This window comes from Rubritalea profundi (genome assembly GCF_002954445.1).
GTDB lineage: Bacteria > Verrucomicrobiota > Verrucomicrobiia > Verrucomicrobiales > Akkermansiaceae > Rubritalea > Rubritalea profundi.
The window spans coordinates 3,459,453-3,472,190 of the sequence record NZ_MQWA01000001.1; the positions used below are offsets into that span (position 1 = coordinate 3,459,453).

At 49.3% G+C, this 12,738-nt stretch carries 12 protein-coding genes; 11 read left to right on the forward strand and 1 reads right to left on the reverse strand.

The window, feature by feature from the left end; all coding sequences use genetic code 11:
• Positions 1-64 precede the first annotated feature (64 nt).
• From BSZ32_RS15210 to BSZ32_RS15250, 9 genes are all read left to right on the forward strand, one after another.
• Positions 65-934: a helix-turn-helix domain-containing protein gene (locus tag BSZ32_RS15210; RefSeq protein ID WP_105044205.1), complete on the forward strand. Its 870-nt coding sequence runs from the start codon at positions 65-67 to the stop codon at positions 932-934.
• 130 nt (positions 935-1,064) lie between these two features.
• Positions 1,065-2,378: a Gfo/Idh/MocA family protein gene (locus BSZ32_RS15215; protein WP_206018879.1), complete on the forward strand. Its 1,314-nt coding sequence runs from the start codon at positions 1,065-1,067 to the stop codon at positions 2,376-2,378.
• A 3-nt stretch (positions 2,379-2,381) separates the two neighbouring features.
• The gene (locus BSZ32_RS15220; protein ID WP_105044206.1) at positions 2,382-3,431 is read left to right on the forward strand and encodes a family 43 glycosylhydrolase; all 1,050 of its coding nucleotides are present in this window, start codon (positions 2,382-2,384) and stop codon (positions 3,429-3,431) included.
• 25 nt (positions 3,432-3,456) lie between these two features.
• Entirely contained in the window at positions 3,457-4,704 is a 1,248-nt protein-coding gene (locus tag BSZ32_RS15225) for a hypothetical protein (protein WP_105044207.1), read from the forward strand.
• A 35-nt stretch (positions 4,705-4,739) separates the two neighbouring features.
• Positions 4,740-5,261 (forward strand): SGNH/GDSL hydrolase family protein, encoded by a 522-nt coding sequence (locus BSZ32_RS15230; RefSeq protein ID WP_105044208.1) that lies wholly within the window; start codon positions 4,740-4,742, stop codon positions 5,259-5,261.
• Positions 5,262-5,270: 9 nt separating this feature from the next.
• On the forward strand, positions 5,271-5,468 hold the full coding sequence (locus tag BSZ32_RS15235; protein ID WP_105044209.1) for an SGNH/GDSL hydrolase family protein: 198 nt from the start codon (positions 5,271-5,273) through the stop codon (positions 5,466-5,468).
• A 197-nt stretch (positions 5,469-5,665) separates the two neighbouring features.
• On the forward strand, positions 5,666-6,355 hold the full coding sequence (locus BSZ32_RS15240) for a 3-keto-disaccharide hydrolase (protein ID WP_105044210.1): 690 nt from the start codon (positions 5,666-5,668) through the stop codon (positions 6,353-6,355).
• Between the two features lie 433 nt (positions 6,356-6,788).
• Complete coding sequence (locus BSZ32_RS15245) at positions 6,789-8,123, forward strand: dipeptidase (protein ID WP_105044876.1); 1,335 nt, start codon at positions 6,789-6,791, stop codon at positions 8,121-8,123.
• Between the two features lie 54 nt (positions 8,124-8,177).
• A complete protein-coding gene (locus BSZ32_RS15250) occupies positions 8,178-9,233 on the forward strand; it encodes an aldose epimerase family protein (RefSeq protein ID WP_105044211.1) in 1,056 nt (351 codons plus the stop codon).
• A gap of 583 nt (positions 9,234-9,816) precedes the next feature.
• Here the strand turns inward: BSZ32_RS15250 and msrA are convergent.
• Positions 9,817-10,467, reverse strand: coding sequence for a peptide-methionine (S)-S-oxide reductase MsrA (msrA, locus tag BSZ32_RS15255; protein ID WP_105044212.1), 651 nt, complete (start codon positions 10,465-10,467; stop codon positions 9,817-9,819).
• 221 nt (positions 10,468-10,688) lie between these two features.
• On the opposite strand from msrA, the gene BSZ32_RS15260 reads away from it, so the two are divergent.
• Positions 10,689-11,627 carry an ABC transporter ATP-binding protein gene (locus BSZ32_RS15260; RefSeq protein ID WP_105044213.1) on the forward strand — a complete coding sequence of 313 codons (939 nt, stop codon included), beginning with the start codon at positions 10,689-10,691 and terminating at the stop codon, positions 11,625-11,627.
• Positions 11,624-12,646: an ABC transporter permease gene (locus tag BSZ32_RS15265; RefSeq protein WP_105044214.1), complete on the forward strand. Its 1,023-nt coding sequence runs from the start codon at positions 11,624-11,626 to the stop codon at positions 12,644-12,646. The genes BSZ32_RS15260 and BSZ32_RS15265 overlap by 4 nt, the downstream gene beginning before the upstream one ends.
• The last annotated feature ends 92 nt before the right edge of the window (positions 12,647-12,738 follow it).

Consider the following 12,738-nt stretch of genomic DNA (forward strand, 5'->3'; position numbering starts at 1 on the left):
ACGAGGTGGCTTGAGTCGCTTATTTACTCTACAACTGAGGACTCGCATGGTAGGCAAGGCTTGAATGAAGAATGACCTACCTTATCACCACGACTGGAAACCACAGTTCGAAACCTCTCTCGGATTGCAGGTGAAGTGGTTTGGCCGTTGGGGCGAGGACCCGGAGTGGTCGATCGAGCCATCGCGACTCGCGGCGGATCTCATCTGCTTTTTCTATCTTGAGGAGGGGTCGTGCACGGCTGTTGTTAATGGCGTCAATGTGCTGATGCAGCCGGGTGAGTTGGTCGTACTGCGTAGTGGAGATGTGTTCTCGTTCGGCCAAGATCAGTTAAGACCTCAGACCAGCCTGTCGGCCTGCCTTTCACTTAACCAAGACGACACCTCGAACGTTTTACTTCGTCATGCTTACCGACGCCATTATCTGCTGCAGGACAGGAAAACTTACGAGCAACAGTTTACCGCTGTCCTTGAGGCGCTGGAAACAGAAAACCGCTGGCGTAATCTACATGTCTCGGCAGCCATCTTTAGCTGGCTGGCAGGAGTGCAGGAAGCTCTTCGCCCTGACCCAGGTGCAGCACAGGCGACTTCAAAGACCGTTCATCATGTGCTCACCGCACAAGAATGGATTCAGCAGCGCCTAGGTGAAGATGTTTCCATCGCCAACTGGGCTGCTGTTTGTGGGCTCAACTCGGATTACTTCAGTCGCTTGTTCAAATCGCACACTGGGATGACTCCGAAAACTTGGTTGATCGAGGCTCGGCTCCAGCGTGCCTCCAGATTACTGGCCTCTCAGGACGAGTCCGTTGAGGAAGTCGCCTACCACTGTGGTTTCCACTGTCCGTTCCATTTCTCCCGCAGTTTCAAGCGCCGTTTTGGAATTTCTCCTAACCGTTACCGAGGAGTTCGTCAGGTCCATGGGGTTGTGCATTCGTAAAGGACACACTTGGATGTTCAGGTTTGCCCTCTTCCAATTAAAAAGTCGGATTTGTGCATAAATTGAGCGCATTCACTGCATTCAAATTATGCAGGTTATCTTGTAGCATGTCATATTCTTACTGAATAACATGAACCGTTCAGGATTTAATGGAACAAGCTTAAAAAATATCATGAATAACGAACAACTGAACAACGAGAATAGCATTGAAAATCTAGAAGAAGGCGGCCTGTCACGTCGCGGGTTCTTGCACGGACTTGGCGGCGCGGGAGCATTTCTCGGCATGGCCGGAATGGCGGGCAACGTTTCAGCAGCACCCAAGGATGCCGATGGGAAAATCATCCCAGGATTTGAAAAAATCAAGGATGATCCTAATGCTGCAAGGGGGTGGAGATCGGTTTCCGATCGTAAGATCAAGGTCGGCATCGCTGGATACGGCCTCTGTAAATTCGGTGGGGCATTCTTTTATCAAAACCACCCGAATGTCGAAGTGGTGGCAGCCACCGATCTCGATCCGGGTCGCTGTGCTGCCTTGGCCAGAGCTGTGGGAGCCAAGAAGACTTATCCGTCTTGCGAAGAAATGATCAAGGACAAGAGCATCGAAGCCATCTACATCGCTACCGATGCGCCAAGCCACGCTCGTCTGGCAATCATGGCATTGAATCACGGCAAGCATGTGGTCTCTGCAGTACCAGCCGTGTTTGGCTTTGAAGCCGAGGGGCAGGCGGAAGAATTGTTCAATGCCGTCAAGAAGAGCGGCATGAAGTACATGATGAATGAGACCTCAATGTTCCATACCGACCTCTACTCCAAACGCATGCAATGCCAGGCAGGGGCGCTTGGTAAAATCATTTACTCAGAGGGCGAGTACTATCATGACTTCGGTCCCAAGGGACTTCCCGGTTACAACCCCCAAAACGGCAAGATTGATCTCAACGGCTGGCGCAAGGCTCTGCCGCCAATGTGGTATCCCACCCACGCGACGGCCTACTACGTTGGTATCACAGGTGGACGGTTCACCGAAGTATCCGGACTGGGCACACCCGGCATCTACGCCGAATACAACAAGGGTGACAACCAGCACAAGAACCCGTTTGGCACGGAAGTCGCTATGTTCAAGACCAGCGAAGGCGGTATCTCACGAATGGCGGGAAGCTGGGACATGAAAAATGCCCACGGCGAGAAAGGTCGCGTCTACGGACAAAAACCTCATAATAATAAAATCAAAGGAACTCGCCCGCCGCTACCACCAAGCGTCAAGGGCGGCGGTCATGGCGGCTCGCACGGCCAACTGACCAACAACTTCATCGAATCCATCCTGCTGGATAAGAAACCCATCGTCGACATCGGCGATGCCCTGAACATGACCCTGGGTGGTGTGATCGCCCACAAATCCGCCATGAAAGGCGGCGAGTGGATGAAGATTCCTCAGTACGATTTGTAAGTCATGTTTCAACAAATTTGGAGAGTTGTGGTTTCTGCGATCTGCTTAACGCAGCTAGCTTGTTTGGCTTCGGCAGATCCGGAAGCGAACGATACCACTATCGTCAATGGCACCGACTGGAAGGATACCGAAGGCAATACCATCGTCGCACACGAAGGTGAGCTATCACGCTTCAACGGAGTGTTCTACTGGTACGGCAGCAGCTATGAAAATAATCCCAAGGGCAGGTTCCGCATGCCGGCCGGACCTGTCTGGAACGGCGTGCAAGTTTACAGCTCCACTGACCTCAAGAACTGGACCTACAAAGGCGTGTGCCTACCGCGCCCTGAGAAAGGCTTCGGCAAGGTCGGAGCCACCGGGCGGGCACATGTGATGTACAATGAAAAAACCAAGAAGTATGTGATGTGGTACCGTTGGTTTGTGGCGATGCCGGCGTCGTTTCTCTGTGTCGCAACAGCCGATCATCCAGAGGGACCATTTACTCCACACGGGCCGCAACAAATGGGCACCTCAACTGGGTTTGGATCCGACATGAATATCTTCCAAGATGACGATGGCAAGGCCTACGTGATCTACTGTGATCACAATGCACCAGATGCCAAGCCAGCGAACGGTTGGCGTTATGCCATCCGCATCGATAGCCTCAGTGACGATTACTTGACCAGTAACAGAGATGGCGTGGTGATCTTTGACAAAGGCTGCGAAGCTCCCGCCATGGTGAAACACAAAGGCAAGTACATCGCAGTCGCATCCGGCGTGCATGGCTGGGCGGGTTCAAATACCAAGTGTGCCGTGGCCGATTCGCCGCTAGGAGAATACAAAAAGCAGGCAGATATCAGCGAGCAGAAGAGTTGGGGATCTCAGGTCACCGACCTGATTTACCTCAAGGAGTCCGACACCGTGATGGCGCTCTGCGACCAGTGGTGGAATTCGGATAAAAACGACATCAATAAATCGCGCTATCTGTTTCTTCCGCTGTTTCTTAATGAGAAAACCGGCAAGGTGAAAATGGAATACCGCGAGAAATGGCAGCCATTAAAGCCTTCCAAATAGAACTGAGAAAGCGTAGATGTCGTCCATGATCAAACCATGCGCTAGGGTTCTTTCCTCTCTGCTATTATCCTCAGCGTTACTCTCTGCCTCAGAAGAGGTCAGTTTCGGCATGCCCGAGATGAAGCTGGTCAAGGAGTTTAAAAAAGGCGAGCGAAAGGTCCTGCGCTACGAACACGACAGTATCGCTGAGTGGGGGTACGCAAAGCCACAGCAGGATTACTTCTACGTTCTTCCCCTTACAGATAATCCCGAGAAAAAGCCATTGCATGTGGTCCTTCACTCGGCAGGTTGTAGTGGCGACATCGTATTAGATCTAGCCTTTAAGAAACCAGATTGGTTTCACTACGTGGGACTTGAGGACCAAGTGGTCATCTACCTCGATTGCGCAAAGAATCGGAACGATTGGTGGTGGGGCGCACACGCGATCAAGCGGGAGTCTGAGAAATACGCGGATGCGTATTGCCCGACGGAAAAACGGATTCTTACGACGATCGAATGGGCGGTCAAGACCTATCAAGTCGACCGCAACCGCGTCTACCTCAGCGGCATCTCGATGGGCGGGAGCGGCAGCCTCGGGATCGGTATGAGGCGTGGTGACATCTTTGCGGCAGTGAATCTGATGGTGCCAGCCGGGATCGAGCACATCCAACACCGCGTGTTTGGCAAGGACGTTCCTGATCCGCCAATTCTCGTCAATTTCTCCGCACAAAACGACAACTGGAGTAAAGGGCAGGAGAAGTTGATTGCCTACTTCGAGGAAAAGAAATTCCCACTCGTGTTTGCATGGGGGCAGCATGGTCACAATAGCTCAACGGCCGGATACCACCCTGCGGCGCAAGCTTTCCCATGGCGATCGATTCGCAAAAACGAGGCCTATCCGGTTTTCTCAAATGCCAGCACGGACAACAACTACCCAGGTTTTAAAAACGCGACCGGCGGTGACAAGTCCGGCCAGATCGGCGCCCTGTTCCGATGGAAAACCATTGCGGATACTCCAAGTAACTTCCAGATCGATCTCCGACTCGTCAACAAAACCGAGCTCAAGCCCGCACTGAAGGGGAAGATCGATCTCCCTAACACCGCGAACACGGCCGTGAGTTTTCGACGCCTGCAGCGATTTAAAACCAAGGCCGGACAAACCTACCAATGGTCCCTCAGTCGTGAGGGCAAAACCCTGCAGACCGGATCGGCAAAGGCGGACGAATCCGGCCTCCTAACAATCAGGAAATTGCACATCAGCATTCAATCCGCACGGTTGAAGGTGAAGCACTAAAGTAAATAGATAACCTCACCCCGAGCATCAGGCCCATGAATAAACTAACAGCATTCCTCCTGGCATTCACTGCACTTGCGTTACCCGCGCATGTTTGCGCTGCGGAGCCGAGTAAAAACGATGCCCCCCATCCGCAAAAAGCCTTTGTCAATCCGAAGGACGATCCGGATCTGCTCAATGTCTTGATCATAGGAGATTCGATCTCTATCAGATACACCACAGCCGTGCGCAAGTTGTTGCATGGTAAGGCTGATGTGTTTCGCCCCGGAGCCAATTGCATGTACTCGGGCCATAGGGCACAAAGCATGAAGGCATGGGTGGCTAACAGAAAGTGGGATGTCATCCACTTCAACTTTGGCATCTGGGACACCCACTACCTGCATAATGGCAAACTGATCATGCCTAACAATCTGAGTAACTATAAAGAAGCAGACTTGAAACGCAGATACAGCCATCAGCAATACATCAAGAATCTCGAGAAAGTGCTCAAAGTCGTCAAGCGCACCAAGGCCAAACTCATCTGGGCCAGCACAACACCATTTATCTCATACGGGTAGGATACGAAGGTGTTTCTTGCCGAGAACAACAAGCTTGCCGCAAAGTTGATGCAAGACAATGACATCGTCATCAATGACCTGTATGCGCTTGCTCTGCCCAATCTAAAGCAATGGCAATTGAAGGATGGCTGCCATTTCAACCCTGAAGGATACACCGGTCTAGCCACCCAAGTGGTGCCAAAGATATTAGCAGAAATCAAACCGTAGTCACGCATCGTCCCCCTTTTTACGCAGTGTGCGAAGAGGTGTGGGGGATTGTGACGAAGGCTTGTTGAAGCGAAGAATGAGCGGGGGAAATAGGTACCTTTTAAAGTTTAAATTTTATTCCGAGCAGCTGAGGAAACTTTATGTTTGCTGATTCTGAGTGAAATATCGATCTGCAAGAGTACGTTTTAAAAGAGATGATGAAAATAAGAATGACATTTTTTGCCACACTGGCTGCGACTTTAGTGGGGGGACCGCTAGCGACTGCCGAACCATTATTTAACGGTAAAGACCTTGCGGGCTGGAAGACCGATGTGCCTGATGCCGATAAAACCCCTAACATTCAGCCCAGCTTTATGGTGCGGGATGGAAAGTTGGTGAGCCTTGGCACCCCTCGTGGCCATTTGATCTCTGACAAGTCTTACGAGAATTACCGCCTTACCGTGGAGTATCGTTTCACTGGAAAGCCCGGTAATTGTGGTGTGTTAGTTCATTCCTCCAAGCCACGAGTTCTCTATGGAATGTTTCCAAAATCGATCGAAGTTCAGATGCAGTCGGGACACGCTGGAGACTTCTGGTGCATTGGGGAAAATATTGAAGTTCCCAACATGGATCAGCGCCGTCCTAAGAAAGAGGGACAAAAATATGGAGGCAGTAAAGGGGATGCACGTCGCATTCTGAACCTGACGGATGATTCCGAGAATAAGCTGGGTGAGTGGAATACAATGGTCATCGAGTGTCAAGCTGACGAGGTGAAAGTCTGGGTCAACGATACCCTTGTAAACCATGGGACTAAATCAACAGCCAGCAAAGGGCAAATCGCTCTTCAAGCTGAAGGTGCCGAAGTCGAATTCAAAAAATTCGACCTTGAACCGCTAACAAAGAAGTAGGTTAGCCTCGAAGGGAACGCTACAGGGATTTAGCGCTTATTTTTTTACGGGAAGGATGAGTTACTGGCACTGGATTCCACCACTTTTAGCCACCGAAGGCGAAAGGGAATAAGATGTGCTGGCCCGTGACGAAATATTTAAACTGAAAGTCCGAACAACAGTAAAAAATATAAATAAGCAGATGGGGAATGTTCACATATCATTTTACCGCTAGGGTTTTGTTTATGGGTGGCAGCCCTCATTTTTTCTATTAATTTGCGCGTTTTTAGGTCTCCTTGATCTCAACTCCTTTGTCCATTGGATATCAAGTTGCGTTATCGGCATTGTGCCAATGACTGATGCGGCGAGGATGTCCGGTTAGAGACGCACGAGCGGGGGTGAATTAGTGATCTTCGGGCTTGCCGAAGCCTCTGGCAAAGCGCATGAATGTGGCATGCAATCTCAGCTTGATGATCTTTTTAGTTTTCTCCGTTTTCCTAGTATTTCCACGGCATCTGAACATGCCGGCGATGTGCTCGCTTGTGGCCAATGGCTCGAGCAAAAACTTTCAGGCATGGGGCTCAGTGTTGAGCTTCACGAGACTCCCGGCCATCCGGTGGTAGTCGCTAGGAATGAGCACAAAGAAGGCCGTAAGACGGTTCTTATTTATGGTCATTATGATGTGCAGCCGGTCGATCCTATAGAGCTCTGGGATACAGCCCCTTTTGAGCCTGTTCTGAAAGACGGCAGGATCTGGGGACGTGGTACTAGCGACAATAAAGGCCAGATGATGGCGCATGTTTTAGGTGTAGAGAAGACTCTGAAAGAGCACGGCGAACTACCGGTGAACCTCATTTTCCTATTTGAAGGGGAAGAGGAAATCGGCAGTCCGAACCTAGTGCCTTTTCTCGAAGCACACAAAGCGGAACTCGCTTGTGACATCATTGCTGTCTCTGACACTGGTATGGTGGCGCGTGGAGTCCCAACTATGGGCTACGGCTTACGTGGAATCACTTGCTGTGAAGTGACTGTCAAAGGGCCGAGTGGCGACCTGCACTCGGGTTGTTATGGTGGGGCAGTGGCAAATCCAGTAACGGCTGTGGCGCGGCTGGTAGCGAGCCTGCACGATGCTGAGGGCAATATCGCGATTGAAGGATTTTACGATGATGTGAAACCACTCGAGAACTGGGAGCGCGAGATGTGGGCGCAAATCCCAGGGATGAGCGACCAAGATATGATGGGTCTAACTGGAGCTCCTGCAGTATTTGGTGAACCAGGCTACAGCACTGCTGAACGTCTCTGGGCGCGGCCAACTGCCGAGGTCAATGGCATTGGTGGTGGTTACCAGGGTGAAGGCTCCAAGACGGTTCTCCCTGCAGAGGCGATGGCGAAATTTTCCTTCCGATTAGTGCCGAATCAAGTCCCTGAAGACATCAGCAAAAAAGTCCAAGCCCACCTTGAGAAGCACGCTCCAGTAGGAGTGACTGTGGAGGTGGAAGTTGGCCACGATGGCAAGCCCTACTACAGTGACCCTAACAGCCCGTACGGCAAAGCTGGTCAGATCGCTCTAGAAAAATCGTTTGGCAAGAAACCCGTGCTGATTCGTGAAGGAGGAAGTATTCCCATCATTAAAGATATGCAGGACATCCTTGGTGCCGACTCTCTCTTGTTAGGCCTCTCCTTGCCTGATTGTCAAATCCACGCGCCGAATGAAAACTTCTGGGTTGAGAACTTCGAGGCGGGCATCGAGATGAATGCCATTTTGCTTAAAGAACTCGCAAAGGTGTAGTCACAGCGATTACTAATAATTATGCTACGAGTCGGAACAGAGAGCTAATCTAGAATGCAAAATATAGAAAAGGCGGAGAATCAGGGAACGGTAGAAGCGCAAATATTCACCATTACTGCGCGCTGTGGAACTGGAATCGAAGTAAGCCTGAGTAACTTGGGGGCAAGTATCTTGAGGGTATTGGCTCCAGACCGTGAGGGAAATTTTGAAGATGTGGTGCAAGGCCCGGATGGATTAGCTGGATTACGCGATGATCCAGCCTATATGGGGAGGTCAGTCGGGCGCTTTGCTAATCGCATCGCTGATGGTCGGTTTACCCTTGATGAAAAGGATTACCAATTGGCAAGAAATAATGGACCCAACCACCTGCATGGTGGACTAGGGGGGATTCACAACGAAGTGTGGGACGTCGTTGAGCAGAGTGATACTAAAATTGTGTTTGCTCTGGCGTGTGTAGATGGCAGTGACGGCTACCCAGGTGAGTTGGCGATCTCAGTCCGCTACGAAGTCACTGAGGCTATGCGTTTAGAGGTAGAGTACACAGCGACAACCACCAAGCAGACACCGGTAAATATCGTGCAGCATGTGTATTGGAATCTCACTGGAGATCCTGCTGAGTCGGTGCTAAATCACACAATGGAGTCGGTGCAAGCGGCACATTACTTGCCGGTCGATGCTGATTCCATCCCTCTTGGAGAAATAGCTTCAGTGAGTGAGACCCCTTTTGATTTTTCAATTACCAAACCACTCAGTGTGGGGCTAAATTCTGGCGATGAGCAAATCGAGAGAACGCAAGGCTATGACCACTGTCTTGTTTTCTCTGACAAGGTGGAGAATCTGGCTCTGAACTCGCTCACTTTAACCGATCCAAAATCCGGACGTAGTCTGTGCATGTCTACTAACATGCCAGGTGTCCAGCTGTACTCAGGAAATTTCCTCGATGGCTCAACCAAAGGGAAGGGGAATCAGCTGATTCACGCACGCTCAGGAGTCTGTATGGAGACCCAACATTTTCCTGATTCACCGAACCAAAAACAATTTCCAAGCCCAATGCTCGGTGTGGGGGAATCCTACCAGCATTTGATTTGTTATGATTTTGGAGTGAGCTAAGTTGGCGTAGATGCTAAGTCTATTGATTAGCTAGGACGATGAAACTTTTCTTACCGCGAAAAATGCGAAAGTAACGAAAGTGTTGTACGATGAAGCGGTTCTTACCACGGATCTCACGAATGCCACTAATAGTTGCTGGGGTTATGAAACGGATCTTACCACGAAAAATGCGAAAGTAACGAAAGCGGTGTACGATGAAACATCTCTACCACGAATTCACACCAAACACACGAATGAATAGGCAGGGAAGTTTCTCCGATAAGCGTCCCTGCATGGGTGAATGCTAGAATGGGAGGGTACGCGTAAATCTACGTAATATAACTCAACCAAACCAAAGTTCCCAGAATTTGCTAACTTGACCTTCGACTTTCAGACCTTCGACACTCCCCAGTGTCAAAAGTCACAAGGTCAAAAGTCCAACCAGATCATGTGGTCGCGATAGATAGAGTGTTAGAGTAGTTCCTACCTGCTATAGCCGTGAATCAGCGCGATCTAAGGATGCCTGCATCTCACTAGGTTTCATCATTCGCTTCATAGCAATGGTCTGAACACGGAACTCTGAAAACCGAACACTTTTTTAAAATCACTTTGCTACTTTTTCTTTGTCTTCGAATCCGAGTTTTTTCATCTTCGGAGCGATGATGAATCGGCAGTAGCTATTTTTACTTTTGTTTTTTTTGTAAAAATCTTGGTGGTAAGCTTCGCCTGGGTAGAATTTTACAGACTTGGTGATCTCGGTGACAATCGGTGATTTGAAATCTTTCTGGGCCGCAGTTTTGGATGCCTCAGCAAGCTTACGTTGCGCATCGTTGTAGTAGTAAATAGCGGACCTGTATTGAGTGCCGACATCATTTCCCTGGCGGTTCAGAGTGGTGGGGTCGTGGGCTTTCCAAAACCAAGCTAGGATGGTATCTAGAGTGACCACCTTTGGGTCATAAACGATGTGGACGACTTCGGCGTGGCCTGAGGCACCAGTACAAATGTCTTGGTAAGTCGGGTTCTTTACTGAGCCGCCAGTGTAACCAGAGACGGCAGATTTGACTCCATTGAGTCGGTTATAAATGGCTTCAATACACCAGAAACATCCGGCTCCGAGGCTAATTTGTTCGTGACCATCGGGGACATCTGGCATCTTTGCGGGTGATTTATCGGCTGACATAACGGATTGGTTACTAAAGTAGGTGAATGCGAGTGCCGCAATTGCTACAATATAGAGTAATGGTTTTATTTTCATGGGTTGTTTCCTTATCTCAGTAAGAGGTCGCAAGTGGGGGTATATTCCCCGATTTTGTCGATATCTGAGAGTTCCCATCGAGGATGATTGTGCTAAGAGCTGTAGTGAACTGTAAATTTGATTCAATCTCAAGTGTTTACTCAGATACACAACCTAACATAATTATTATATCTTGGTCCTTTTAGATTGGCGAGTGATTCGAAATTTACTAGTTTACATTTGTGACTGATAGGCCTGCAGCGATAGATATCATCCATGTCCGAAAGCGATTTAGTGGGCGGGTGGAAGCCTTGCGTGATGTTGCCTTGAGCGTCCCTGCTGGAGAGATATTTGGCCTCCTCGGGCCGAATGGAGCAGGCAAAAGCACATTGCTAAAGATCCTACTGACTATTATTCGGCCGACTAGTTGTAAGGGAGTGATGTTAGGTCAACCGATCGGGCATAAGAAAACGCTTCAAAAAGTAGGCTATCTTCCTGAGCATGTGCAATTTCCAGAATACCTCACTGGCCGTCAGGTGATTCGCTATTCTGCCGGGCTTTCTGGAATTTGCTCGAAGTTTTGCAAGAAGCGCGAAGAAGAATTGTTAGGACTTGTAGGGATGAACGAATGGGCGAATAGAAAAATGCGCACGTATTCCAAGGGGATGAAGCAAAGGATTGGACTAGCTCAGGCTTTGGTCAATGACCCTGAGTTGGTGTTTTTAGATGAACCCACCGATGGAGTGGATCCTCAAGGGCGCAAAGAAATGCGCGGAGTGCTCAAGTCGTTGAGAGACCAAGGGAAAACAATTTTTGTGAATAGCCACTTGCTAGGAGAGCTGGAAATGGTCTGTGATAATGTGGCGATACTTAATCAAGGACAAGTGGTGAAGCAGGGGAGCATGAAGGAACTGACCGCCTGCGACAGCGCCTATACCATCGAGTTCGTTGGCGAGCTAACAAGTGAGCTCAAGGCGTCGTTAGCGAGTAAAAGCCAAATCAAACTAGGTGAGCAATCACTCAGAGTGGAAAGGGAATGTGCCGCTGACATCCAAGTGATCATTGATCAATTGCGCGCAAAGCAGGTAGTGATTGAGCAAATCACGCGTGAGAAACAATCGCTTGAAGATATATTTTTGGAAACGGTACAAGGGACGAAGACTGGAGGGTACCGCAAATGATTCAAGTCGTGACGATATTGATGGATTCTTTGAGAATGCTGCTGGCCAAGCGACTCTTTTGGGTAAGTATTTTCATGTCTGCGCTGATCGGCCTAGTCTATCTATCAATCAACCTTGAACCTGACGGAATGACGTTACTCTTTGGCATGGAGAAGTTTGAGAGTGATGTTATTTGCTCTGGGAACCCAGAAGGAGAATGGTTCTATATCACCCTATTCACCTCATACATTAATCGGTTTTGGATAGGCAGTGGAGCCATTCTTTTAGCGTTGATAAGTACCGTTTCTGTTTTTCCTGAGTTCACTCGCGCAGGCACCATCGAGATCTCGTTATCCAAGCCAGTGTCTCGCACGGGGTTGTTCTTTGTGAAATATCTAGGGTGCATGTTGTTCGTGGCTCTCCAATCGTTACTACTAGCCGTGTTAGTATTTGTTGCGATTGGTTTAAGGCTCGAATATTGGAATTGGAGTATCTTCTGGATAGTTCCAGTGCTGACCTTCGCCTTTAGCTTGATTCATAGTGTGCAGGTTCTTGTGGGGGTTGTTACAAAGTCATCCTTGGTTTCTCTGTTAGTTGGAGTTTCTTTTTGGGTGATGGTTTGGATGCTTCAGGTGAGTGAACAGACAATGTATCTGAATTCCTATGCCATGGTGGAGGAGAAGATGAAGGTTGATTGGAAGTCGGGGGAAGTGACTGGGCTCGATGAAAAGCAAGCTGAAGATCTTGATGCCCAAGGGTATTATAAACTGGTGAAATCTGTGAGTGCGCCGTTTCCTAAGGTCAGAGATGTGACGCTCTCACTCGATCAATTGGTGAGCTTCCGTGACAGTGGCTCTATTCTTGAACAAATTGACTTGCTCGCATCCGTTGAAAAAAATGACGTCCAATACAAAAGCCAACGGGCTGAGCGCAGGACCCGTGAAAGGCACACGATGAAGTACATTTACCTTAGTTCGCTAGGCTTCGAGTGCGTGGTGCTGTCGCTAGCGTGCTTTATATTTGTTCGTCGAGATTACTAATATTTGTGCGTTTTCTGTCGAATGTGAGAGCTATCCCTAGTAATTTCTGCCTTGGTTGAAATGTGCTGCTGAAGTAGTGAGTATGTACTTGA

Bases quoted from the DNA above. Each gene is read 5' to 3' on its own strand.
- BSZ32_RS15265 (WP_105044214.1), top strand. From the start codon at position 11,624: ATGATTCAAGTCGTGACGATATTGATGGATTCTTTGAGAATGCTGCTG.
- BSZ32_RS15230 (WP_105044208.1), top strand. From the start codon at position 4,740: ATGAATAAACTAACAGCATTCCTCCTGGCATTCACTGCACTTGCGTTA.
- BSZ32_RS15215 (WP_206018879.1), top strand. From the start codon at position 1,065: ATGAACCGTTCAGGATTTAATGGAACAAGCTTAAAAAATATCATGAAT.
- BSZ32_RS15225 (WP_105044207.1), top strand. From the start codon at position 3,457: ATGATCAAACCATGCGCTAGGGTTCTTTCCTCTCTGCTATTATCCTCA.
- BSZ32_RS15240 (WP_105044210.1), top strand. From the start codon at position 5,666: ATGAAAATAAGAATGACATTTTTTGCCACACTGGCTGCGACTTTAGTG.
- BSZ32_RS15220 (WP_105044206.1), top strand. From the start codon at position 2,382: ATGTTTCAACAAATTTGGAGAGTTGTGGTTTCTGCGATCTGCTTAACG.
- BSZ32_RS15210 (WP_105044205.1), top strand. From the start codon at position 65: ATGAAGAATGACCTACCTTATCACCACGACTGGAAACCACAGTTCGAA.
- BSZ32_RS15250 (WP_105044211.1), top strand. From the start codon at position 8,178: ATGCAAAATATAGAAAAGGCGGAGAATCAGGGAACGGTAGAAGCGCAA.
- BSZ32_RS15245 (WP_105044876.1), top strand. From the start codon at position 6,789: ATGCAATCTCAGCTTGATGATCTTTTTAGTTTTCTCCGTTTTCCTAGT.
- msrA (WP_105044212.1), bottom strand. From the start codon at position 10,467: ATGAAAATAAAACCATTACTCTATATTGTAGCAATTGCGGCACTCGCA.